At 69.0% G+C, this 21,907-nt stretch carries 24 protein-coding genes; 11 read left to right on the top strand and 13 right to left on the bottom strand.

The window, feature by feature from the left end; translation table 11 throughout:
* Positions 1 to 16: 16 nt before the first annotated feature.
* The 4 genes from C5O27_RS13840 to C5O27_RS13825 all read left to right on the top strand — a co-directional run bounded on the left by C5O27_RS13840 (position 17) and on the right by C5O27_RS13825 (position 4,212).
* Complete coding sequence (locus C5O27_RS13840) at positions 17 to 787, top strand: DeoR/GlpR family DNA-binding transcription regulator (RefSeq protein ID WP_127962950.1); 771 nt, start codon at positions 17 to 19, stop codon at positions 785 to 787.
* Complete coding sequence (gene pfkB, locus C5O27_RS13835) at positions 784 to 1,743, top strand: 1-phosphofructokinase (RefSeq protein ID WP_127962949.1); 960 nt, start codon at positions 784 to 786, stop codon at positions 1,741 to 1,743. The genes C5O27_RS13840 and pfkB overlap by 4 nt, the downstream gene beginning before the upstream one ends.
* Before the next feature lie 67 nt (positions 1,744 to 1,810).
* A complete protein-coding gene (locus tag C5O27_RS13830; protein ID WP_127962948.1) occupies positions 1,811 to 3,874 on the top strand; it encodes a PTS fructose transporter subunit IIABC in 2,064 nt (687 codons plus the stop codon).
* 77 nt (positions 3,875 to 3,951) lie between these two features.
* Positions 3,952 to 4,212, top strand: a complete 261-nt coding sequence (locus C5O27_RS13825; protein ID WP_006359517.1) for an HPr family phosphocarrier protein — start codon at positions 3,952 to 3,954, stop codon at positions 4,210 to 4,212.
* Between the two features lie 3 nt (positions 4,213 to 4,215).
* Here C5O27_RS13825 and hflX read toward each other — a convergent pair whose 3' ends face one another.
* The 4 genes from hflX to C5O27_RS13805 are packed head-to-tail and all read right to left on the bottom strand — an operon-like array spanning position 4,216 to position 8,315.
* Positions 4,216 to 5,673 carry a GTPase HflX gene (gene hflX / locus C5O27_RS13820; protein WP_006359518.1) on the bottom strand — a complete coding sequence of 486 codons (1,458 nt, stop codon included), beginning with the start codon at positions 5,671 to 5,673 and terminating at the stop codon, positions 4,216 to 4,218.
* 51 nt (positions 5,674 to 5,724) lie between these two features.
* On the bottom strand, positions 5,725 to 6,627 hold the full coding sequence (gene dapF, locus C5O27_RS13815; RefSeq protein ID WP_127962947.1) for a diaminopimelate epimerase: 903 nt from the start codon (positions 6,625 to 6,627) through the stop codon (positions 5,725 to 5,727).
* Between the two features lie 39 nt (positions 6,628 to 6,666).
* Positions 6,667 to 7,584: a tRNA (adenosine(37)-N6)-dimethylallyltransferase MiaA gene (miaA, locus tag C5O27_RS13810; RefSeq protein ID WP_042375776.1), complete on the bottom strand. Its 918-nt coding sequence runs from the start codon at positions 7,582 to 7,584 to the stop codon at positions 6,667 to 6,669.
* Positions 7,581 to 8,315 carry a class III extradiol ring-cleavage dioxygenase family protein gene (locus C5O27_RS13805; protein ID WP_006359521.1) on the bottom strand — a complete coding sequence of 245 codons (735 nt, stop codon included), beginning with the start codon at positions 8,313 to 8,315 and terminating at the stop codon, positions 7,581 to 7,583. The genes miaA and C5O27_RS13805 overlap by 4 nt, the downstream gene beginning before the upstream one ends.
* Positions 8,316 to 8,529: 214 nt before the next feature.
* Here C5O27_RS13805 and C5O27_RS13800 point away from each other — a divergent pair, with 214 nt between their 5' ends.
* On the top strand, positions 8,530 to 9,894 hold the full coding sequence (locus C5O27_RS13800) for a DUF349 domain-containing protein (RefSeq protein ID WP_208651363.1): 1,365 nt from the start codon (positions 8,530 to 8,532) through the stop codon (positions 9,892 to 9,894).
* Between the two features lie 40 nt (positions 9,895 to 9,934).
* On the opposite strand, the gene C5O27_RS13795 is transcribed toward C5O27_RS13800, so the two are convergent.
* Entirely contained in the window at positions 9,935 to 10,552 is a 618-nt protein-coding gene (locus C5O27_RS13795; RefSeq protein ID WP_006359523.1) for an Rv2732c family membrane protein, read from the bottom strand.
* A gap of 43 nt (positions 10,553 to 10,595) precedes the next feature.
* The gene (gene miaB / locus C5O27_RS13790) at positions 10,596 to 12,176 is read right to left on the bottom strand and encodes a tRNA (N6-isopentenyl adenosine(37)-C2)-methylthiotransferase MiaB (RefSeq protein ID WP_372512871.1); all 1,581 of its coding nucleotides are present in this window, start codon (positions 12,174 to 12,176) and stop codon (positions 10,596 to 10,598) included.
* A gap of 131 nt (positions 12,177 to 12,307) precedes the next feature.
* On the opposite strand from miaB, the gene C5O27_RS13785 reads away from it, so the two are divergent.
* From C5O27_RS13785 to C5O27_RS13770, 4 genes are read left to right on the top strand one after another with little or no spacing between them, the layout of a single operon-like run.
* A complete protein-coding gene (locus C5O27_RS13785; protein WP_196222048.1) occupies positions 12,308 to 13,036 on the top strand; it encodes an amino acid ABC transporter ATP-binding protein in 729 nt (242 codons plus the stop codon).
* A 1-nt stretch (position 13,037) separates the two neighbouring features.
* Positions 13,038 to 14,069 (top strand): glutamate ABC transporter substrate-binding protein, encoded by a 1,032-nt coding sequence (locus tag C5O27_RS13780; RefSeq protein WP_127962945.1) that lies wholly within the window; start codon positions 13,038 to 13,040, stop codon positions 14,067 to 14,069.
* Between the two features lie 12 nt (positions 14,070 to 14,081).
* The gene (locus tag C5O27_RS13775) at positions 14,082 to 14,759 is read left to right on the top strand and encodes an amino acid ABC transporter permease (RefSeq protein ID WP_127962944.1); all 678 of its coding nucleotides are present in this window, start codon (positions 14,082 to 14,084) and stop codon (positions 14,757 to 14,759) included.
* Positions 14,756 to 15,634 carry an amino acid ABC transporter permease gene (locus C5O27_RS13770; RefSeq protein WP_127962943.1) on the top strand — a complete coding sequence of 293 codons (879 nt, stop codon included), beginning with the start codon at positions 14,756 to 14,758 and terminating at the stop codon, positions 15,632 to 15,634. Before C5O27_RS13775 ends, C5O27_RS13770 begins: the two co-directional genes overlap by 4 nt.
* A gap of 27 nt (positions 15,635 to 15,661) precedes the next feature.
* On the opposite strand, the gene C5O27_RS13765 is transcribed toward C5O27_RS13770, so the two are convergent.
* From C5O27_RS13765 to pgsA, 7 genes are all read right to left on the bottom strand, one after another.
* Positions 15,662 to 16,201 carry a regulatory protein RecX gene (locus tag C5O27_RS13765; protein WP_006359529.1) on the bottom strand — a complete coding sequence of 180 codons (540 nt, stop codon included), beginning with the start codon at positions 16,199 to 16,201 and terminating at the stop codon, positions 15,662 to 15,664.
* Between the two features lie 20 nt (positions 16,202 to 16,221).
* Complete coding sequence (gene recA, locus C5O27_RS13760) at positions 16,222 to 17,265, bottom strand: recombinase RecA (protein ID WP_006359530.1); 1,044 nt, start codon at positions 17,263 to 17,265, stop codon at positions 16,222 to 16,224.
* Positions 17,266 to 17,494: 229 nt separating this feature from the next.
* A complete protein-coding gene (locus tag C5O27_RS13755; RefSeq protein WP_075863294.1) occupies positions 17,495 to 17,689 on the bottom strand; it encodes a DUF3046 domain-containing protein in 195 nt (64 codons plus the stop codon).
* The gene (locus tag C5O27_RS13750; RefSeq protein ID WP_127962942.1) at positions 17,680 to 18,873 is read right to left on the bottom strand and encodes a glycosyltransferase; all 1,194 of its coding nucleotides are present in this window, start codon (positions 18,871 to 18,873) and stop codon (positions 17,680 to 17,682) included. The genes C5O27_RS13755 and C5O27_RS13750 overlap by 10 nt, the downstream gene beginning before the upstream one ends.
* Before the next feature lie 10 nt (positions 18,874 to 18,883).
* Positions 18,884 to 19,705 (bottom strand): phage shock protein PspA, encoded by an 822-nt coding sequence (gene pspA, locus C5O27_RS13745; RefSeq protein WP_075863296.1) that lies wholly within the window; start codon positions 19,703 to 19,705, stop codon positions 18,884 to 18,886.
* Positions 19,706 to 19,766: 61 nt separating this feature from the next.
* Entirely contained in the window at positions 19,767 to 20,105 is a 339-nt protein-coding gene (locus C5O27_RS13740) for a helix-turn-helix domain-containing protein (protein WP_005197401.1), read from the bottom strand.
* 88 nt (positions 20,106 to 20,193) lie between these two features.
* A complete protein-coding gene (gene pgsA, locus C5O27_RS13735; RefSeq protein WP_127962941.1) occupies positions 20,194 to 20,904 on the bottom strand; it encodes a CDP-diacylglycerol--glycerol-3-phosphate 3-phosphatidyltransferase in 711 nt (236 codons plus the stop codon).
* Between the two features lie 137 nt (positions 20,905 to 21,041).
* Here pgsA and C5O27_RS13725 point away from each other — a divergent pair, with 137 nt between their 5' ends.
* The gene (locus C5O27_RS13725) at positions 21,042 to 21,617 is read left to right on the top strand and encodes an amino-acid N-acetyltransferase (protein ID WP_208651362.1); all 576 of its coding nucleotides are present in this window, start codon (positions 21,042 to 21,044) and stop codon (positions 21,615 to 21,617) included.
* Positions 21,618 to 21,621: 4 nt separating this feature from the next.
* The gene (locus C5O27_RS13720) at positions 21,622 to 21,900 is read left to right on the top strand and encodes a YciI family protein (protein ID WP_006359536.1); all 279 of its coding nucleotides are present in this window, start codon (positions 21,622 to 21,624) and stop codon (positions 21,898 to 21,900) included.
* Positions 21,901 to 21,907: the final 7 nt, after the last annotated feature.

The raw sequence follows: 21,907 nt of genomic DNA, 5'->3' as shown, positions 1-21,907 counted from the left end.
TCAGAACGGAGCCGGTGTGTACGCCGAGGAGAGACAGCAGGCCATCGCCGAGGAGGTACGCGTCGCAGGACGCGCCTCGGTCGCCGAGCTCGCCGCGAAGTTCGACGTGACCAGTGAGACGGTCCGCCGCGACCTCGCGGTGCTCGAACGTGCCGGGCACCTGCAGCGAGTCCACGGCGGTGCCGTCCGCCCCGAGGTCCTGCGCGTGATCGGTGAACTCGGCATCGACGAGCGCGAGACGGAACAGACCGAGCAGAAGGCCGCGATCGGCCGTGCCGCGCTTCGTTTCCTCCCGCCCGACGGCGGATCGGTGCTCTTCGACGCCGGCACCACCACCTTCCGGGCCGCCGAGGCCATGCCGCGCGACCGCGATCTCACACTGATCACCAACAGCCTCCCGATCGCCGGGCTGCTCGCCGGACGCCATGCCGACGGTCTCCACTCCCTCGGCGGTCGCGTCCGCGGACTCACGCAGGCGACGGTCGGCGCCGAAACGGTCGCCGCGCTCGGCCGACTCCGCGTGACGACCGCGTTCATCGGCACCAACGGCCTGAGCGAGGCGCACGGTCTGTCCACCCCCGATCCCGACGAGGCGGCGGTGAAGGCGGCGATGGTCGCCGCAGCCCGCCGCGTCGTCGTCCTCGCCGACAGTTCGAAGATGGAGCGCGAGGAGCTGTCCGGTTTCGCCGGCATCGACGACATCGACGTTCTCATCACCGATTCCGGCATCGATCCGCAGTTCTCGGCCGCACTGTCCGCCCGCGGCGTCGAGGTCGTGATCGCGTGATCCTCACCGTCACCGCCAATCCCAGCGTCGACCGCACCCTCGAACTCGCCACCCCGCTGCGACGCGGCGAGGTCCAGCGGGCCGGCGTCGTCCGCGCCGAACCGGGCGGCAAGGGCGTCAACGTCGCCCGCACCGTCGCCGCCGCCGGTCTCTCGACACGGGCCCTGCTGCCCGCTCGCACCGGCGACCCCCTGCTCGCCGCGCTCGACGACCTCGGACTCCCCTACGACGCCGTCCCCGTCGACGGCGAGGTCCGTTCCAACGTCACCATCGCCGAATCCGACGGCACCACCACGAAGATCAACGCCCCGGGCGTGACCCTGACAGCAGCTCAGCTCGAGTCGCTGTCCACTCTGATCCGCACCCACGCGAACGGCGCGGAGTGGGTCACGCTGTGTGGATCACTTCCACCCGGCGTGCCGGAGCACTGGTACCGGACGGTCGCCGACGCGCTGGTCACCGCCGGATGCCGCGTGGCCGTGGACACCTCGGGAGCACCGTTGCGCGCAGCCGCGGCAGGACGTGTCGACCTGATCAAACCCAACGAGGACGAACTCGCCGAACTCACCGGCGCCGATGCCGCCGAGCTCCGTGATTCCCTGTCGCGCAACGATCTCCGGCCGGTCGTGACCGCCTCGCAGGCCCTTGTCGAGCAGATCGGCGGCAGCGTCCTGGCGACGCTGGGGGCGCGGGGCGCCGTCCTCGTCACCGCTGCGGGCACTTGGTGCGCGACCCCACCGCCGATCGTCCCGCGCAGCACCGTCGGCGCGGGCGACTCGTCCCTGGCCGGCTTCCTCATCGCCCAGACGCGCGGTGCGTCGGCTCCGGAATGTCTCCGCTCCGCCGTCGCCTACGGTTCGGCGGCCGCCGCGCTCGCCGGCACTGCCTCCCCCACTCCCGATCATCTCGACCTGTCCGGGGTCACGATCACGGAACTCTCCGGGGCCGGCCGATGAGATGAAGCCGATCCCGCGCCCACAGGACCCCCACAAACCCCCGACCCACATTGCCGAAGGACATCCCATGACCGAGCAGATCATCACCGCGCAGACGGTGAGTCTCGACGTCGACGCCGGCGCCGACCCCGCCGCCGTCATCACCACTCTCGCCGATGCTCTGGCCGCGGCCGGACGGACCACCGATCCCGCCGACCTGGCCCGGGCGGCACTCGAGCGAGAGGCCAAGTCCGCCACCGGACTACCCGGTGGCATCGCGATCCCGCACGCCCGCACCGCATCGGTGACGTCGGCGAGCCTCGCCATGGCGCGCCTGTCCCGCAAGGTCGACTTCGGCGCAGCCGACGGTCCGGCGGATCTCGTCTTCCTCATCGCCGCCCCCGAGGGCGGTGCGGCCGCGCACATGAAACTGCTGAGTTCCCTGGCGCGCTCGCTCGTCCGCCCCGACTTCGTGGCGAGCCTCCGCGAGGCCGAGACCGACGACCGCGTCATCGAACTGGTCACCGCGGCCATCGATCCCGACGCCGGGAAGGCCGCCACTCCCCCGGCAGCCCCGGCGGCGAGGGAGACCCCGGCCGCCACCGAGAAGCGCAGCGAGACGGTCTCCGAGAACCGGCCGCGCATCCTCGCGATCACCGCCTGCCCCACCGGGATCGCGCACACCTACATGGCCGCGGACGCACTGAAGTACGCTGCCGAACGGGCCGGGGTCGACTTCGCGGTGGAGACGCAGGGCTCCTCGGCCACCACACCGTTCGATCCCGAGGTCATCGCGTCCGCCGACGCCGTCATCTTCGCCACCGACATCGGGGTCAAGGGCAAGGGCCGCTTCCACGGCAAGCCGGTGATCGCCTCGGGCGTCAAGCGCGCCATCAACGAACCCGACACGATGATCGCCGAAGCCGTTGCGGCCGGACGGAATCCGGATGCGGCTCGCGTGACCGACGACGGCGGCACCGAGTCCGCCGAGGCGGGTTCATCCGGCGTCGGACTGGCCGGGCGCACCCGTCAGGCACTCATGACCGGTGTCAGCTACATGATCCCGTTCGTCGCGGCGGGCGGTCTGCTCATCGCGCTGGGCTTCCTGCTCGCGGGCTACGAGATCGCCAACAGCACGCTCGATGCCGGCGGTTCCCTCAACGACGCCGCCTTCATCGCCCTGAACAACAGCCTCTGGGATCTCCCCTCCGGGGGTCTCCTCCAGTACCTCGGCGCGGTCAGTTTCGCGATCGGGTCGGGGGTGATGGGACTCGCCGTCCCGGTCCTGGCCGGGTACATCTCCTTTGCGATCGCCGATCGTCCCGGCATCGCACCCGGTTTCGTCGCGGGCATCGTGTCCCTCGCAGTCGGCGCGAGCTTCATCGGCGCACTCATCGGCGGCCTCATCGCCGGTGCCGCGTGCCTGTGGATCTCGCGACTCCCCGTGCCGCAGTGGGCCCGTGGACTGATGCCCGTCGTGGTCATCCCGTTGTTCGGCAGCCTGATCGTCGGCGGTCTGCTCTACCTGGTTCTCGGCAAGCCGCTCGCCTGGCTGACCGAGCAGATGAACTCCGGACTCGAGAGCATGTCCGGCGGATCGGCCGTCGTCCTGGGCATCGTGCTCGGTCTGATGATGTGCTTCGACCTCGGCGGCCCGGTCAACAAGACCGCCTACCTGTTCGCCACCGCCGGTATCGCCGATGCCGCGACCGCCGGTCCCGCACAGTTCCAGATCATGGCCGCCGTCATGTGTGCCGGCATGGTCCCGCCGCTCTCCCTGGCGCTCGCAACGGTGTTGCGTCCCGGCCTGTTCACCGAACCCGAACGCGAGAACGGCAAGGCCGCATGGCTTCTCGGGGCGTCGTTCATCTCCGAGGGCGCCATCCCGTTCGCCGCGGCCGACCCGTTCCGAGTCATCCCGTCGATGATGGCCGGCGGCGCCCTGTCCGGCGCACTGATCATGGCATTCGGTGTCGAGCTCCGCGCCCCGCACGGCGGCATCTTCGTCTTCTTCGCCATGAACAGCTGGGTGCTGTTCCTCGTGGCCCTGCTCGCCGGCACCGTCCTGAGCGCGGTCGTGGTGATCGCGGCGAAGCAGTTCGGCCGGACCCGCGAGATCGCCGCGGCCGATCTCGAGGCCGTGGCAGCCTGAAGTCCAGACCCCGACGCGCGACCACATCGCCACGCACAACCACCAACCGACAAGCAATCGCCAACACAGGAGGCACCATGCCCAGCACCACCGTCACCGTCGGATCGGCCGTCGGCCTGCACGCCCGGCCGGCCACGATCATCGCCGAGGCCGTCGCCGACACCGGCAGCACCGTGACCCTCGGACTCGAGGGCGGCGACCCGGTCGACGCCGGTTCCGCGCTGATGATCATGACGCTCGGCGCCGAGAAGGGCACCCGGGTCGTGGTGACCGCCGAGGACCAGGCGGCGCTCGACAAGATCGTCACCCTCGTCGAAACCGACCTGGATGCCGACTGACAGCTAGACCTCGAGGTCCGCGATCTCGCCCGCGAAAGCGGCCGGGACGCGGACCTTCATGGTGGTACCCGACTCGGTGTGCTCGGAGGTGAGGACCTCGCCCTCGCTGTGGATCCGGGAGACGATGTCGCCGCGGGAGAACGGCACCTCGATGGTGAGCTCGACGTCTTCGCGGCCCACGAACTCGCGGACCCGGTCGAACAGTTCGGGCAGTCCCTCGCCGGTGCGTGCCGAGACGAACACCGCGTCGGCGCCGACCGCGCCGCGCAGCTCGGTGAGCCGGTTACCGTCGATCGCGTCGATCTTGTTGATCACCAGCAGTTCCGGCGGCGCCTCCGCCTTCTCCTCGGCGACGACCTCGCTGATGACCTGACGTACCGCCGAGATCTGTTCCATCGGGAACGGATCCGATCCGTCGACCACGTGCAGGAGCAGATCGGCGTCGACGACCTCCTCCAGCGTCGACCGGAACGCCTCGACGAGCTGGGTCGGCAGGTGGCGGACGAAACCGACCGTGTCGGTGAAGACCACGGCCCGCCCGTCGTCGAGGGTGGCCCGGCGCGTCGTCGGGTCGAGGGTCGCGAACAGCGCGTCCTGGACGAGCACACCGGCGCCGGTCATCGCGTTGACCAGGCTCGACTTGCCGGCGTTGGTGTAGCCGGCGACGGTGATCGACGGGATGGCCGAACGGTTGCGCGCCGCACGCTTGGTGGTGCGCGCCTTCTTCATGTCGCGGATCTCGCGGCGCAGCTTGGCCATCCGCTCACGGATGCGCCGGCGGTCGGTCTCGATCTTGGTCTCACCGGGCCCACGCAGACCCACACCGCCGTTGCTGCCGGCACGGCCACCGGCCTGCCGGGACATCGACTCACCCCAACCACGCAGGCGCGGCAGCATGTATTCCATCTGCGCCAGCGAGACCTGCGCCTTGCCCTCTCGGGACGTGGCGTGCTGGGCGAAGATGTCGAGGATCAGGGCGGTCCGGTCGATGACCTTGACCTTGACGACCTTCTCCAGCGCGGTCAGCTGGGCGGGCGTGAGCTCACCGTCGCAGATGACGGTGTCGGCCCCGGTCGCCAGGACGATCTCGCGGAGTTCCTCGGCCTTGCCGCTACCGATGTAGGTCGCCGAGTCCGGCTTCGAACGGCGCTGTATCAACGCGTCGAGCACCTGCGAACCGGCGGTCTCCGCCAGGGCGGCGAGCTCGGCCATGTTGGCCTCGGCCGACGCGGCGCTGCCCTCGGTCCAGACACCGACGAGGACCACCTTCTCGAGGCGGAGCTGCCGGTACTCGACCTCGGTGACGTCGGTGAGTTCGGTGGAGAGCCCGGCGACGCGCTGGAGTGACGCACGCTCGGAGAGTTGGAGTTCGCCGACGGTCGGATCGTCGTCGCGGTGGGGGTCACCGGGGCGATCGTCGAGGTCCGCGTCGGACAGGATCTGTGCTGATGATTCGGTCATACGGGGTCCATGGTCTCACGCCCCGCCCCCGCCGAGCACGTGATTATCGGCTCAGCGGTCCCAGCCCGGTCGCAGGACGCCGTCGGCGACCAGCATCGACGGGCCACGCAGGGTCGAGCCGTCGGTCCGGATCGTCACGGTGACCTCGCCGCCCGGGATGCCGATGCGCAGCTCGCCGGTGTCCTGGCCGCGCGCGTCGAGGGCGGCGCGCGTGGCCGCGACCAGGCCCGTTCCGCAGCTACGCGTCTCTCCGACGCCGCGTTCGAAGACCCGCATCCGCGCGTACAGACGTCCGTCGACGTCCTCGACCGGCGGGGTGAGCAGCTCGACGTTGGCCCCGTTCGGGAAGCCGTCGGCCTCGATGACCACGCCGGCGGTGAAGTCGACAGCCGCGAGGCCGTCGGCGGTGAGGTCGGCGACCACGCACGCCAGGTGCGGGTTCCCGACGTCGACCTTGACACCCGGATAGATGTCGTCGCCGATGCGCACGACCGAGGTGCCGTCGAGGCGGGCGACACCCGTCTCCACGGTGACCTCGGCGTGCACGTCGTCGAAGGAGTGGATGGTCACGGGCCGGGCTCCGGCACGCGAGCCCACGGTGAAGGTGTCGGTGTCGGTGAGTCCGGTCGCGCGGACGAAGTGGGCGAAGACCCGGACGCCGTTGCCGCACATCTCGGCGATCGAGCCGTCGCCGTTGCGGTAGTCCATGAACCAATCGTCGGCCGCGACGCCGTCCGGCAGTGCATCGAGGACGCCGCGTTCGACGAGCGCACCCGTGCGCGCCACGCGCAGCAGACCGTCGGCACCGATGCCCCGCTGCCGGTCGCACAGTGCCGCGACCATCTCGGCGTCGAGCGACAGCTCGGCGGCCGGATCGGCGAGCACGACGAAGTCGTTCTGGGTGCCGTGGCCCTTGACGAAGCGCAGACCCGTCTGATGAGAACTCACGCGCACCAGACTACTTCTCGCGCAGAGCGTCCGGCGCCGGTGACTTCAGACAGCGGCGGCGGCGAGGGCGCGGTCGGCGAGGTCGGGGGCGGCGGCGTCGAGCCAGACGGCGCGGTGATCGCGGCGGAACCACGACCGCTGCCTGCGCACGTACCGGCGGGTGCCGATGAAGGTGAGTTCCTCGGCCTGGGCCATGTCGTACTCACCGTCGAGGGCGGCGAGCACCTGCTTGTAGCCGATCGCCTGCGAGGCCGTGCGCCCCTCCCGCAGTCCGCCGGCGCACAGGGTCTCGACCTCGTCGGCCAGCCCGGTCTCGAACATCAGCCGGGTACGACGCGCGATCCGGTCGTCGAGTTCGGCGGTCTCCCGGTCGAGCGCGAGGATCACGGTCCCCCACCGGGGTTCGCCGATCGTCGGCTGCGACGCCGCGAACGGTTGCCCGGTCAGTTCTACGACCTCCAGTGCGCGGACGATGCGCCGGCCGTCGGTGTCGAGAATCGTTGCGGCCGCGGCGGGGTCGACCGACGCCAGCAGCCGGTGCATCTCGGCGACGCCGCGTTCGGCGAGCATCTCCTCGTACCGGCCGCGGACCTCGGGGTCGGTCGCCGGGAACTGCCAGTTGTCGAGCAGCCCCTGGACGTACATCATCGAACCGCCGACGATGACCGGGACGCGACCTGCGGCGAGGAGTCGCTCCACGTCGGCGGCCGCGGCCTGCTGGTACCGGGCGACGGTGGCCACCTCGGTCACGTCGAGGACGTCGATCTGGTGGTGCGGGATGCCGCGGCGTTCGGCGACCGGGACCTTGGCCGTGCCGATGTCCATGCCGCGGTACTGCTGCATCGCGTCGATGTTGACGATCTCCCCGCCCAGCCGCTCGGCCAGGTCGAGGGCGAGGTCGGACTTCCCGCACGCGGTCGGGCCGACGACCATGATCGGCCGCAGGGCCGGGTGGTCGCTCATGAACGGTCACCGGTGACGGTCCACGTGCCGACGACGTAGCCGACCCCGAACGGGGCTTCGGCGTACCTCGTCTTCGCGACGACGCCGGAACCGGAGTGGTCGACCGCGGCGGCGGCGACCTGCCATGCGACCCGGCCGCCGACTCCCTCCGTGTCGCAGGGCGCGTCGTCGAGGTCCAGGAGGGCAGCGGTGTCGGCGGCGGCGATCGCCGCGACGATCGAGTCGTTGAGGGCAACCGCGGAATCCCGTCGGCCACCGCCCGGCGCCTTGGGGGTCAGCGCGGTCGAGCCGTCGCCGACGACCAGGAGTCCGATCCGCTCCGGCGACTTCCTCAGCCGTGCGCCGAGATCCGCACCGATGACCGCGCACTCGGCTGGCGTCGTCGCCCGGCCGACGATCGACATGCTCGTCGGTCCCAGCGCCGCCCACTCACGCAGCCAGGCTCCGATCAGGGCGGACAGACTCATCCGACGACCGGTCCGATCGCTCACGCTCACCCGGACGTCGACCCCGTACCGGGCGAAACCGCCCGACCCCGACTCCTCCACCGGTCCGGTCACCGGGTCGTCGGAGGCGCCGACCACGACCCAGCGATCGATCCCGGTCGACGCCGCGTCGGCAAGGGCATCCCGCACCGCCGATCGCACGGGTTCGGTGTCGAACGCCGACGGACCGGCCAATTCGGGTACCAGCAACGGGGCACTCGGTACGAAGACGACGGCCGCAAGCACACCACGACGCTAGTCGAACCAGACATCGCGACCGACGCCCGAACCCCGACACGGATTCCGACAACTCGCCGCGCACGCCACATTCACGCGCCTGAACTGCTTGAATGGATCCGTACTGTCGGCTGTCGACGGGGCGTTACGATGCCCCGCGACAACCGACCCAGCGACCGGCAGCCGTGACGCGCGGCACCACTGAGCGGCAGGACATGTGCAGATGACCCACCCGACCGATCCCTCCACGGCCACCGAGGCGCCGCAGACGAGCACTCCGGTCCCGACGCCCGGCCCCAAACCCGGTCCGCGTCCCAAGCCGGGCCCACGACCCGGTCCGCACGAACCCGTCATCACGCACATCAGTGCCGGCGACCCGCACCGGTACGGTCGCATCGACTCCTCCGGTGTGGTGTGGCTCAAGACCGCCGACGGCGAGCGCGAGATCGGCCAGTGGCAGGCCGGCACCGTCGAAGAGGGTCTGGCCCACTTCGCGCGCCGCTTCGACGACCTCGCCACCGAGGTCGAGATCCTCGAGGAACGTCTCAGTGCACGGTCCGGTGACCCGCGCAAGGCCCAGGCAGCCGCCAAGCACCTGCTCGACGACCTGCCCGACGCCCACGTCATCGGCGATGTCGCCGCGCTACAGCGTCGACTGGAGGCCATCGTCGGTTCCGCCGACGAGGTCGCCGAGTCGCTGCGCGCCGAGCGTGAGAAGACCCGCGCCACCGCCATCGCCCGCAAGGAGACCCTTGCCACCGAGGCCGAACAGATCGGCGCCGAGGCCACCAACTGGAAGGGTGCCGGCGATCGACTCCGCGAGATCCTCGACGAGTGGAAGACCATCAAGGGTATCGATCGCAAGACCGATGACGCCCTGTGGAAGCGCTACGCGAAGGCACGCGATGCCTTCAACCGCCGCCGTGGTGCCCACTTCGCCGAGCTCGACCGCGAGCGCGCCGGGGCCAAGGAACGCAAGGAAGCGCTGATCGCCCGCGCCGAGGAACTGTCCTCGTCGACCGACTGGGGTCCCACCTCGGCCAGGTTCCGCGAACTCCTGGGTGAGTGGAAGGCCGCCGGCCGCGCGCCCCGCGACACCGACGAGGCACTCTGGCAGCGGTTCAAGGCCGCTCAGGACGTCTTCTTCAACGCCCGCAACGCCGCGACCTCCGAACGCGACGCCGAGTTCGCGGCCAACGCGACCGCCAAGATCGCGCTGCTCGAGGCCGCCGAGAAGGCCATCGACCCGGCCGCCGACCTCGACGCGGCGCGTCGTGAGTTCCGGGCGTTCCGCGACAAGTGGGACGAGATCGGCAAGGTCCCGCGCGATCAGATGCACTCGCTGGAGGGACGCGCACGAGCGATCGAGAAGCGCATCCGCGACGCCGAGGACGCCCAGTGGCAGCGCACCGACCCGGAGGCCCAGGCGCGTGCCGCCCAGTTCGCCGACCGCGCCGCGCAGTTCGAGGAGCAGGCCCGCAAGGCTGTGGAGAAGGGCAAGGACCGTGAGGCGGCGTCGCTGCGCGAGCAGGCCGCGCAGTGGCGCGAGTGGGCCGAGGCCGCCCACAGCGCCGTCACCGACCGCTGAGCGAACCCGCTACAACGACCCGAGGACCCCGGGCCGCCGACTACTTCGGCTGTTCGGGGTCCTTGTGGTAGAGCGCCGAGGCATAGGCTTCCTGCTCGGCAGCCTGGCGGCGACGCTCGGCCTCCATCGCCAGTTGGTAGGACGAGCGCGCCCACACCACGCGTGACCAGTGGAAGGTCAGGACGAAGACCGAGATCCAGCCGAGGACCAGTCCGATGCCCACACCCGACGGAGGCTCCACGCCACCGACGCCGGGGGTGTTGCGCGACCACCAGGCGAGCATTCCGGCCACGCAGGCGATCGCACAGCCGCACAAGGCGATCCACGCCAGAATCCACCGGCGGGTCAGCAGCGCGAGCATCGAGACCACGATGCCGAAGATCGCCACCAGGTAGACGAAGATCTTCGACACGATGGTGACTCGTTCGGCTGCGGCCTCCGGCGCGAAGGACAGCACCTCGAGGCCGGTGACCGAGCCGGTGTGCGGCAGGACCAGCGACACCATGGCCAGCAATACGGCGATGGCCACGACCACCGCGCGTGCGCCGGGGTCGATCTCACCGGCGACCTTGCGCTCGGCCTTCCTCAGGTCCTGTTCGTATTCCTTCAACGCGTCCCGGTCGGAAGCGCCGGGTGTGCGGTCCGGGTTCTCGGACATGTCATCGCCTCTTCTCACGAGTGGGTCTGGTGTGGCGCGCGCTCTAGCCGCAGGAGCCGCATCCGGCGGACGCGGGTGCAGCGGCGGTGGCGGGGGTGGGTACGGGGGGACCAATCGTCGGCAGGCCGAGGCCGACTCCGACGGGGGCGGTCGTGGGCGTGCGGCTCTGCTCGTGGGCGTCGCCGGCGCGCGTGCGGCGGTGCGAGAGCACCCCGGCGTCGGCGATCAGGTGGTGCGGCGCGGCCGCGGTGACCACGGTGTGGATCACGTCGCCGGGTCGGATGCCCGCGGTGTCGCCGGGCGCGAAGTGCACCAGGCGTCCGTCCCGCGCGCGACCGGTCATCCGCCGGGTCTCGGCGGACTTGCGTCCCTCGTCGGCGACGACGAGCAGTTCCACCTCGGTGCCGGTCAGGGATTCGTTCTCGGACAGGCAGATTCGTTCCTGCAGCGCGATGAGTCGCTGGTAGCGCTCACCGACGACGTCGGCGGGCACCTGGTCGGGCATCGTCGCGGCCGGGGTTCCCGGGCGCGGCGAGTACTGGAAGGTGAAGGCGCTGGAGAACCGGGCGCGTTCCACGACGTCGAGGGTCGCCTGGAAGTCCTCCTCGGTCTCCCCCGGGAACCCGACGATGATGTCGGTGGTGATCGCCGCATGAGGCATCGCCGCGCGGACCTTGTCGAGGATGCCGAGGAACCTGGTCTGGCGGTAGCTGCGTCGCATCGCCTTCAGGATGCGGTCGGAGCCGGACTGCAGCGGCATGTGCAGCTGCGGGCACACGTTGGGGGTCTCGGCCATTGCCTCGATGACGTCGTCGGTGAACTCGGCGGGATGCGGCGAGGTGAACCGGACCCGTTCGAGTCCTTCGATGTCGCCGCAGGCACGCAGCAGTTCGGCGAAGGCGCCGCGGTTGCGCGGCTGGTCCGGATCGGCGAAGGACATGCCATAGGCGTTGACGTTCTGACCGAGCAGCGTCACCTCGACGACACCCTGGTCGACGAGTGCCCGGACCTCGGCGAGCACGTCACCGGGTCGGCGGTCGACCTCCTTGCCGCGCAGCGACGGCACGATGCAGAAGGTGCAAGTGTTGTTGCAGCCCACCGACACCGACACCCAACCGGAGTAGGCCGAGTCGCGCTTGGCGGGCAGCGTCGACGGGAAGCGCTCCAGGGAGTCGAGGATCTCGACCTGCGCCTCCTCGTTGTGACGGGCACGGTCGAGCAGCGCCGGCAGCGAGCCGATGTTGTGGGTGCCGAACACGACGTCGACCCACGGCGCCTTGGCGATGACGGTGTCCTTGTCCTTCTGCGCGAGGCAACCGCCGACGGCGATCTGCATGCCGGGCCGCTGGGATTTCACCGGGGCCAGGTGCGACAGGTTGCCGTAGAGCTTGTTGTCGGCGTTCTCGCGGATGGCACACGTGTTGAACACCACCAGATCGGCGTCGTCGTCCTCGCCGGCACGCACATAACCCGCGTCCTCGAGGAGCCCGGAGATGCGTTCGGAGTCGTGGACGTTCATCTGGCAGCCGTAGGTTCGAACCTGGTAGCTGCGGGGTGCTTGATCGCCGAGGGGGCCTGGGGCTGATGCAGCCTGGTCAGGCCGATCCGACAACTCGATACTCACTCCTACCAGGGTACGGTGCCGACGCAAATCGCCGACGTTGCGTGACCGGTACCGCTCCTCGGCACGAATTTGGTTAGGGTTCTCCAATGACCGTTTCGCCGAGCAAGTCCGCGGACCCCGGGTCCCAGCCGATGATCGCGATGCGCGGGGTGCAGAAGCACTTCGGTTCGCTGCACGTCCTCAAGGACATCGACCTCGAGGTTCCCGCCGGACAGGTGGTCGTGGTCCTCGGTCCGTCCGGATCGGGCAAGTCCACTCTCTGCCGGACGATCAACCGCCTCGAACCGATCGACGAGGGTGAGATCCGGGTCGAGGGTCAGCTCCTGCCCGCCGAGGGCAAGGACCTCGCTCGACTCCGCGCCGACGTCGGCATGGTGTTCCAGTCCTTCAATCTGTTCTCCCACAAGACGATCCTCGAGAACGTCACCCTCGCACCGACGAAGGTGCGCAAGAAGTCCAAGGCCGACGCCGGCAAGCGGGCGCTGGAACTGCTCGAGCGGGTCGGCATCGCCAGCCAGAAGGACAAGTACCCCGCCCAGCTGTCCGGCGGCCAGCAACAGCGCGTCGCCATCGCCCGCTCCCTCGCCATGGATCCGAAGGTCATGTTGTTCGACGAGCCGACCTCGGCGCTCGACCCCGAGATGGTCAACGAGGTCCTCGACGTCATGGTCGCCCTGGCCAAAGAGGGCATGACGATGCTCGTGGTCACCCACGAGATGGGCTTCGCCCGCAAGGCCGCCGACCGGGTGATCTTCATGGCCGACGGCGCGATCATCGAGGACGCCGAACCCGACACCTTCTTCACCGACCCCAAGACCGACCGAGCACGCGATTTCCTCGGCAAGATCCTGGGGCACTGAGATGCGGATGAGTCAGGAAACACACCGAGTACGCCCGCAGGTGTCCCGATGGCGTGGCGCCGGACTGGTCGTCGTGATCGGGGCACTGCTGGCCGGACTCCTGTCGGGCTGCGGCAGCACCGAACCCCGCAACCTGCTCAGCTCGATCCGTGACGGAGCGGTCGTCCTGGGCGTCAAGTTCGACCAGCCCGGCCTCGGCCTGTACGAGCCGGACGGCAACGTCACCGGCTTCGACGCGTCGGTCGCCACCTACGTGGTCAACTCCATCGCGGACGACCTCGGCGTCGATCACCCGGAGATCACCTGGCGCGAGACGCCGTCGGCCCGCCGCGAGGCGATGATCGACAACGGCGAGGTCGACCTGATCGCCGCCACCTACTCGATCAACGCCAGCCGTTCCAAGAAGGTGTCGTTCGGCGGCCCCTACCTGCAGACCTACCAGGGCCTGATGGTGCGTGACGACGACAACTCGATCTCCGAGCTGGCCGACCTCGACAACGGAAAGAAGCTCTGTTCGGTCACCGGCTCGACGTCGGCGCAGAACGTGAAGGCGCAGCTGCCGACCGTGCAGCTGCAGGAGTACGACTCCTACTCGGCCTGCGTCGAGGCGCTCCGCCGCGGCAAGGTCGACGCGCTGACGACCGACGAGGCGATCCTCGCCGGCTACTCCAACTTCTGGAAGGACGAGTTCAAGCTCGTCGAGATGACGTACCTCAAGGACGCGTGCGTCAAGGACGCGCTGAAGACGGCGGGCAGCCCGTTCTCGACCGAACGCTACGGCGTGGGTGTCGCACTCGGCGACACCGCCGCGGTCGAGGCGATCAACAAGGCCCTCGACACCATGCTGACCCCGGCCGAGGGCATCGAGTCGCCCTGGAACGCCGACCTCCGCGAAGCACTCGGCAACGAGTACGTGGACGAGATCATCGCCCGCGCGGACCGTCCCGGTTCCAAGTTCCCCTACCTGCCGGACCCCGGTGACCTCGAGTTCCTCGATTCACCGTCCACGCCGTGCCCGCCCGGACTCGAGTGAGAGGAGTAATCGATGAATGACGCCTCTCTGTGGGAGAGCATGGGCCCCCAGCTGTGGCCCGCCTTCTGGGTGACCATCCAGTTGACCTTCTATTCGGCGATCGGCTCGCTGGTCTGGGGCACGATCCTCGCCGCGATGCGGGTGTCCCCCGTCCCGGTGATGCGCGCCTTCGCCGGGGTCTACGTCAACGTCGTCCGCAACACCCCGTTGACGCTCGTCGTGCTGTTCTGCGCGATCGGCCTGTACCAGAACCTGGGGCTGACCTTCGCGCCGACGATCAAGTCCAACAATTTCTGGCTCGCGGTGCTCGCGTTCGTCCTCTACACGTCGACGTTCGTCTGTGAGACGCAGCGCTCCGGCTTCAACACCGTGCCCCTCGGGCAGGCGGAGGCAGCGCGGTCGCTGGGCATGCCCTTCACCCAGGTGTTCGGGATCATCGTGCTGCCGCAGGCCATCCGAGCGGTCATCGGCCCGATGGGCAGCGTGCTGATCGCGCTGACGAAGAACACCACGGTCGCCTCGGTCATCGGCGTCGCCGAGGCCGCGGCCCTCATGAAGACCGAGATCGAGACCTTCTCCGACCAGCTGTTCGTGATCTTCGGCGTCATCGCCGTGGGCTTCATGATCATCACCCTCACCGAGGGAGCCGTCTTCGGCTACCTCGCCAAGCGACTGGCGGTGAAACGATGAGCGCCGAATCGACTGTCCTGTACGACGCCCCCGGCCCACGCGCACGAACCCGGAACCGCCTGACAGCGATCCTGTTCATCGCGATCCTCGCGGCGATCGCGATCTACGTGATCACCGTGCTCGCTGCCAACGAGCAGTTCACCGGCGAGAAGTGGAGCCCGTTCGTCACCTGGTCCACCTGGACCGGCTACATCCTGCCCGGCCTGTGGCGCACGCTCGCGGCGGCCGCCGTCTCGATCGTGCTGTCGCTGATCCTCGGTGCCGTCCTCGGCATCGGCCGGCTGTCGGATCATCTCTGGGTGCGTGCCATCTCAGGCGTGTTCGTCGAGGTGTTCCGCGCGATCCCGGTGCTGATCCTGATGGTGTTCACCTGGTTCTTGTTCGCCATCTACGGCATCTTCCCGTCGTCGATGCTGGCGTTCGCCGCCGTGGTCACCGGCCTCACGCTCTACAACGGGTCGGTGATGGCCGAGATCCTGCGCTCGGGCATCAACTCGCTGCCGAAGGGCCAGACCGAGGCGTCGATGGCGCTGGGTCTGCGGAAGAGCCAGATGATGAGGATCGTGCTGCTCCCCCAGGCGATCACCGCGATGATGCCGGCACTGATCTCGCAGATGGTGGTGGCCCTGAAGGACAGCGCGCTCGGATACATCATCGGCTACTCGGAGGTCGTGCGCAGCGGTCTGCTGTCGGCCTCGCGCTACGGCAACTACATCCCGGCGCTGATCGTGGTGGCGATCATCATGATCCTCATCAACTTCGGGCTGTCGAACCTGGCGACCTACGTCGAACGACGGCTGCGTCAGGGGCGTCGGGCGACCGAGCCCGCGGACCCGGAGAAGACCGAGCAGGCCGCGTCGGAGAACCTGCTCTGATCCGAGTGATCCCGTGACGGGGAGGCGTCAGGCGTCGTCCAACGCGCCGAGCGCCTCCCCCACCACGTCGAAGGCCAGCGACTGCGAATAACCGCGCCGCACAAGGAATGCGACCAGCCGGCGCAGCGTCTTCTCGCGCTCGGCACGATCGGCGACGACGCGTTCGACGACCGACGGCGTCAGTTTTCGCTCGACGAGTCCCGCCGCGACCCCGCGTTCGTCATCGGGATCGATGTCGGCCAGGGTCTCGGCGATGATCGACTCCGAGATCCCCTTGGTGCGCAGTTCGTGACGGAGCGCCACACGTCCCTTACCCGAGTTCAGGTGTCGGGAACGCACCCACTCCGCGGCGAAATCGGTGTCGTCGAGCAGCTGGTGCTTGTCGAGCCGTGCCATCACCTCGTCGACGGTGTCGGCGTCGAATCCCTTGCGGGTCAACCTCTCCCGCATCTCGTGCCGTGAACGCGCACGGACCCCGAGCAGCCGCAGTGCGGAGTCCCATGCACTGGGTCCCTTTTTCTGCGTCCGCTCGGGGTCCGTCCGTTCGGGGCTTGATGCCTCGTTCATATCGGATCAGGCGGGACCGATCAGAATTCGACTGGCGCCGGGGCGACGTCGTCGGCGTCGACGGTGGCGCCGACGCCGAGCTTCTCCTTGATCTTCTTCTCGATTTCGTCGCGGATGTCGAGGTTCTCGAGCAGGAACTTGCGGGCGTTCTCCTTGCCCTGGCCGAGCTGATCGCCCTCGTAGGTGAACCACGAGCCGGACTTGCGGATGAAGCCCTCGGCGACACCCATGTCGATCAGCGAGCCCTCCTTGCTGATGCCGTGACCGTAGAGGATGTCGAACTCGGCCTGCTTGAACGGCGGCGCGACCTTGTTCTTGACGACCTTCACGCGGGTGCGGTTACCGACGGCATCGGTCCCGTCCTTGAGGGTCTCGATGCGCCGGACGTCGAGGCGCACCGACGAGTAGAACTTGAGAGCCTTACCGCCCGTGGTGGTCTCGGGCGTACCGAACATGACGCCGATCTTCTCACGCAGCTGGTTGATGAAGATCGCGGTGGTCTTGGACTGGCTGAGCGCACCGGTCATCTTGCGCAGCGCCTGGCTCATCAGGCGGGCCTGCAGGCCGACGTGGCTGTCGCCCATCTCGCCCTCGATCTCGGCCTTGGGCACCAGTGCGGCCACCGAGTCGATGACCAGGATGTCCAGAGCGCCCGAACGGATCAGCATGTCGGCGATCTCGAGAGCCTGCTCACCGGTGTCGGGCTGGGACACCAGCAGCGCGTCGGTGTCGACACCGAGCTTGGCGGCGTAGTCGGGGTCGAGAGCGTGCTCGGCGTCGATGAAGGCGGCGATGCCGCCCTGGGCCTGGGCATTCGCGACGGCGTGCAGCGCCACCGTGGTCTTACCCGAGGATTCCGGACCGTAGATCTCGACGACGCGGCCGCGGGGCAGACCACCGATACCGAGGGCGACGTCGAGTGCGATCGAGCCGGTCGGGATGACCTCGATCGGCTGACGAGTCTCCTCACCGAGACGCATGACCGAACCCTTGCCGAAGTTCTTGTCGATCTGGGCGAGGGCCAGATCGAGGGCCTTCTCACGGTCTTGAGGCGCAGATGCCATCGGAGTTCTCCTCGGTTGTGAGCCGGATTTCCGGCGGGTGGTCGGTGCGGTCCGGGCGTTCATGTCTGAAAGGTATCGCGTGGGTCCGACAAGTCTTGGCGGCGCTCCCGGCGACCCATTCTTCTCCTCGGTCCCGATACTTCAGACGCGGCGGCGGTCCGTACGGTTCCGTCTGATCACCAGGATGAACGAACAGGTGTTCGATGGCAAGTGCGACACGCGGGGCGTGTCACCACCGCTGTCGCGGCACGTCGAAGTCGCGGCAGATCGCCACCCAGACATCGCGGGGGTCGATCCCGTCGTCGATCGCCTGGGCGCCGGTGCGGCCGGCGAACTCGGTGAGCACATGGTCGACGAGGATCGAATCCGCCCGTGTCACACCGAATTCGGTGGTCATCAGTTCGTTGAACTCGGTCAGGCGCACAGCCCCACCCTACGTTCGGCCACCACCACCGGGTCGACGGTGTCGGTGCCGCTCTCCCCGATCCGCTCGGCGCAGCGGGCGTGTGCGGGATCGTCGAGGACCGCGCGGACGGCGTCGGCGACGGCGACGACGGTGAGCGGGCGGACCCACCGGCCGGCACCCGCGCGCTGGAGACGGTTCGCCAGCTCCCACTGATCGCCGCCGCCCGGTACCGCGACCACCGGCACCCCGGCGGTCATCGCCTTGGCGAGGATGCCGTGCCCGGAGCCGCAGATGAGTACCCGGGCATGGGCCAGCACCTCGTCCTGCCGTCCCAGTCCCGCGGTGATCGGGGCGGGTACGCCGCCGCCGAAGCGGGCCAGGTCCTCGGCCGTCGGCCGATGCAGCCCGGAGACCACCACCCGGACACGCCGTCCGAGAACCGGCTCGGACAGCGCCTCGAGCACCACACCGACCATGTCGGCGGCGCCGGTCTCGGCCGTGGACGGCGCGAGTACCACCAGCGGCTCGTCACCGGCGGGGCGGTCGAAGAGGTCGTCGGTGGGTTCCCACAGTAGTGGGCCGATCAGATGGGTGTCGGCGGGCCAGTCGGGCCGTGCCACCTCGAGGCCGGGCAGGGTGGCCACGAATCGCGCACTCGGGCCTTCGTCGGCGGCGGGCAGACCGATCGACGCCCGCGCAGCGGCACGCTGCCGTTCGCCCTTGCGGATGGAGGTCGCGGTCGCGGCACGCATCAGCGCATCCCGGACGCGACCACGAAACCCGGTTCCCGGGGCGAGACCCGAACCGATCGGCGGTAGTCCGCGGGACGGCAGGTACAGCGGATGTGGCGAGAGCTCGATCCATGGCAGGCCGTTCAGCTGCGCCGCCCATCCCCCGCACACGGTGATGACATCGGAGACGACGAGTTCGGCGCCGGACTCGGACAGCACGGGTGCCAGCAGCTGCGCCATCCGCGCCGCACGGGCGCCGAGTTTGTCCCCGGCGTCGGCGTCGTCGTCGACATCCGTGGCCGCGAGACCCGGGAGTTCGGCGATGTCGATGCCACGACGACGCGCGGCATCCGCCCAGTTCAGTCCGGTGTAGACCGTCGCCCGGTGCCCCGCCTCGACGAACCGCTCGGCGAGGGCGAAGGCCGGAAAGGCATGTCCTGCATCAGAACCCGCGACAAGTGCGACATGCACGCGCCGCGGATCAGTTCTGCGCGGGCGGCTCGGTGGTCGGCGGGGTGGCCTGCGTCGCCGGCTGCCCCTTCTGCAGCGGCGGTGCGGTCGCTCCGGCGGACGGCAGGGCGTCGCCGCGCATGCTGGCGCGGATCTGCTCGAGGCGGGAGTGACCGGCCATCTGGATGCCGGCCTGCTCGACCTCCTGCATCCGGCCCTGGACCGAGTTCTTCGCCAGTTCGGCCGAGCCGAGGGCATTGGCGTAGCGGCGCTCGATCTTGTCTCGCACCTGGTCGAGGCTCGGGGTGTTGCCGGGCACCGACAGCTCGCTCATCTGGTTGAGCGACGCGCTGACCTGCTCCTGCATCTTCGCCTGCTCGAGCTGGCTGAGCAGCTTGGAGCGCTCGGCGAGCTTCTGCTGGAGGATCATCGCATTGCGCTCGACGGCCTTCTTGGCCTGGTCGGCAGCCTGAAGCGACTGATCGTGCAGCGACTTGAGGTCCTCGACGCTCTGCTCAGCGGTCACCAGCTGGGCCGCGAACGCCTCGGCGGCGTTCGTGTACTCGGTGGCCTTGTGGGTGTCCCCGGCGGCCGCGGCCTGATCGGCGAGCGTCAGCGCCTGACGGGTGTTGGCCTGCAGGCGTTCGATGTCCTCGAGCTGCCGGTTCAGCTTCATCTCGAGCTGTCGCTGGTTGCCGATGACCGAGGCGGCCTGCTGCGACAACGCCTGATGCTGACGCTGAGCATCTTCGATCGCCTGCTGGATCTGGACCTTCGGGTCGGCGTGTTCGTCGATCTTCGCGTTACCGAGTGCCGTCAGGTAGCGCCACAACTTCACGAACGGGTTCGCCATGCTCTACGTCACTCCATTCAAGGGTTTGAGGACTGTGCAGACCAATCTAGTGGCTGCGCGTTCAGGCCGCGGCCAGCGCGGTCGCGTCGCGGCGTCCGGCAGGCGCGGGGATGACCACCTTGGTCGCGGTGAGACCGGCCTCGGCGACCTCGGGGGCCACCGTCTCGGCGGGACGCATCGCGTGCCCGACGTCGAGGAGGAGGTCGGCGATCTCCACGTCGAGTGCGTCGCAGATGGCCGCGAGCAGTTCGCTCGAGGCCTCCTTCTGACCGCGCTCGACCTCGGAGAGGTAACCGAGACTCACGCGTGCACCGGTGGACACCTCACGAAGGGTCCGACCTTGCTGCGTGCGGACCCGACGAAGGCTGTCGCCGAGCGCCTCACGTAAGAGCATCGCCATCGAGTCTCCTCTCCCTGTTCACTCCTCAGCCAACGCCTCACGCGGCCGGATCGTTCCCCGGCCGCGGTTCCCCCGACAGTAGTCGAACTCAGCGGCCCGCGCCGGTTCCTCCGACGGCCCGTCGCGCCTGCGGCGCCGACCCCGGATCGGGGGTGCCGGTGCCGGACCCGCCGGAGCGGACCTTGATCGCCTGCCAGGTGTAGTCGAGCCCGGTGTAGATGGTCACGACCACCGCGAGACCCATCAGGATCCCGGCGGCGATCTGCCATCCCCCGCCGAGCGGCGCGAGGTACAGACCGATCGCGACCGCCTGCAGCAGGGTTTTGAGTTTCCCGCCGCGGCTGGCGGGGATCACCTTGTGGCGCAGCACCCAGAAGCGCAGCGCCGTGACCCACAGTTCGCGCGCGATGATGACCGCGGTGACCCACCAGGGCAGGATGCCGAGGATCGAGAGCCCGACGAGCGCACCGCCGATGAGGGCCTTGTCGGCGATCGGGTCGGCCATCTTGCCGAAGTCGGTGATCAGGCCGCGCTGCCGGGCGATGCGCCCGTCGTACCGATCGGTGAGGGCCGCGACCGCAAAGACGACCGTGGCCACCGTGCGCCACAGCGTGGATTCACCGGACTCCATGAACAGGGCCGTCAGGAACACCGGGACCAGGAGGATCCGGAAGACGGTGAGTGCGTTCGCGATGTTGACCACCGGGACCGGGTCGACCGGATCGGTGATGTGATCCGGCCCGCGGCCCACATTCGCGATACCTTTTTCGTCGACGGCCCGCCGAATGCGATCGGTCATGAGCACACCCCCGGGCGCGGACGGGTTCCGCGATACACGGGAATTCTCATACGCACGCTCACAGGGTATCGGCCCACGCCGCGCAGAAGGTAAACCGGGCCGATGCGCATGTCCGTACAGGACTAAGGTGATGTCCCATGTCCCCCGTCTCCCCGGAGCCCGCCGAACCCGAATCCACGGCGGATCCCGTTGCGCCCGAATCGACTACTGGCGATGTCGTGGTGCGACGCGCGCGTGCCTCGGACGTGCCGCGCATCAAGGAACTGATCGACGAGTACGCGGGCAAGATCCTCCTGGAGAAGAACCTCGTCACCCTGTACGAGTCGGTGCAGGAGTTCTGGGTCGGCGAACTCGACGGGGAGGTCGTGGGCTGCGGGGCCCTTCACGTGCTGTGGGCCGATCTCGGTGAGGTCCGCACGGTCGCGGTCGACCCCACGTTCTCCGGTCGCGGGATCGGTCACAAGATCGTCGGCCGGTTGATGGAGATCGCCCGCGAACTCGAACTGTCCCGCGTCTTCGTGCTGACCTTCGAGACGAGCTTCTTCGCCAAGCACGGGTTCAGCGAGATCCAGGGCACCCCGGTCACGCGTGAGGTGTTCGAGGAGATGTGCCGCTCCTACGACACCGGTGTCGCCGAGTTCCTGGACCTGAGTTACGTCAAACCCAACACCCTGGGGAACACCAGGATGCTGGCCACCATCTCCCAGGAGTGAGCAGATGCCCTTTTTCGCCGTCCAGTACACCTACCGTCCGGCCAAGGCCGCACTCCGCGACCAGCACCGTCCGCTGCATCGGGAGTGGCTCGGCGAGGAGAACAAGGCGGGCAACGTGCTCCTCGCCGGGCCGTACCCGGACGGGTCGGGCGCGCTGATCATCATCAGCGCGGCCGACCTCGAGGCCGCCGAGGCCTTCCTCGCCAACGACCCGTTCCAGGCTCACGAGGCCGTCGACGCCGTGCGGATCGACGAGTGGAACCAGGTCTTCGGACCGTTCTGACGAGTCG

It is taken from the genome of Gordonia alkanivorans, assembly GCF_004011905.1.
GTDB classification, from domain to species: Bacteria; Actinomycetota; Actinomycetes; order Mycobacteriales; family Mycobacteriaceae; genus Gordonia; species Gordonia alkanivorans.
Note: the sequence above shows the minus strand (reverse complement) of the source record. Positions and strands in the feature narration are given on the sequence as shown.

Excerpts from the sequence above, each read along its gene's own strand:
- C5O27_RS13830 (WP_127962948.1), top strand. The coding sequence starts at position 1,811 with ATGACCGAGCAGATCATCACCGCGCAGACGGTGAGTCTCGACGTCGAC.
- C5O27_RS13825 (WP_006359517.1), top strand. The coding sequence starts at position 3,952 with ATGCCCAGCACCACCGTCACCGTCGGATCGGCCGTCGGCCTGCACGCC.
- hflX (WP_006359518.1), bottom strand. The coding sequence starts at position 5,673 with ATGACCGAATCATCAGCACAGATCCTGTCCGACGCGGACCTCGACGAT.
- miaA (WP_042375776.1), bottom strand. The coding sequence starts at position 7,584 with ATGAGCGACCACCCGGCCCTGCGGCCGATCATGGTCGTCGGCCCGACC.
- C5O27_RS13800 (WP_208651363.1), top strand. The coding sequence starts at position 8,530 with ATGACCCACCCGACCGATCCCTCCACGGCCACCGAGGCGCCGCAGACG.
- C5O27_RS13795 (WP_006359523.1), bottom strand. The coding sequence starts at position 10,552 with ATGTCCGAGAACCCGGACCGCACACCCGGCGCTTCCGACCGGGACGCG.
- C5O27_RS13785 (WP_196222048.1), top strand. The coding sequence starts at position 12,308 with ATGATCGCGATGCGCGGGGTGCAGAAGCACTTCGGTTCGCTGCACGTC.
- C5O27_RS13780 (WP_127962945.1), top strand. The coding sequence starts at position 13,038 with ATGCGGATGAGTCAGGAAACACACCGAGTACGCCCGCAGGTGTCCCGA.
- C5O27_RS13775 (WP_127962944.1), top strand. The coding sequence starts at position 14,082 with ATGAATGACGCCTCTCTGTGGGAGAGCATGGGCCCCCAGCTGTGGCCC.
- C5O27_RS13770 (WP_127962943.1), top strand. The coding sequence starts at position 14,756 with ATGAGCGCCGAATCGACTGTCCTGTACGACGCCCCCGGCCCACGCGCA.
- C5O27_RS13765 (WP_006359529.1), bottom strand. The coding sequence starts at position 16,201 with ATGAACGAGGCATCAAGCCCCGAACGGACGGACCCCGAGCGGACGCAG.
- recA (WP_006359530.1), bottom strand. The coding sequence starts at position 17,265 with ATGGCATCTGCGCCTCAAGACCGTGAGAAGGCCCTCGATCTGGCCCTC.
- pspA (WP_075863296.1), bottom strand. The coding sequence starts at position 19,705 with ATGGCGAACCCGTTCGTGAAGTTGTGGCGCTACCTGACGGCACTCGGT.
- C5O27_RS13740 (WP_005197401.1), bottom strand. The coding sequence starts at position 20,105 with ATGGCGATGCTCTTACGTGAGGCGCTCGGCGACAGCCTTCGTCGGGTC.
- pgsA (WP_127962941.1), bottom strand. The coding sequence starts at position 20,904 with ATGACCGATCGCATTCGGCGGGCCGTCGACGAAAAAGGTATCGCGAAT.
- C5O27_RS13725 (WP_208651362.1), top strand. The coding sequence starts at position 21,042 with ATGTCCCCCGTCTCCCCGGAGCCCGCCGAACCCGAATCCACGGCGGAT.
- C5O27_RS13720 (WP_006359536.1), top strand. The coding sequence starts at position 21,622 with ATGCCCTTTTTCGCCGTCCAGTACACCTACCGTCCGGCCAAGGCCGCA.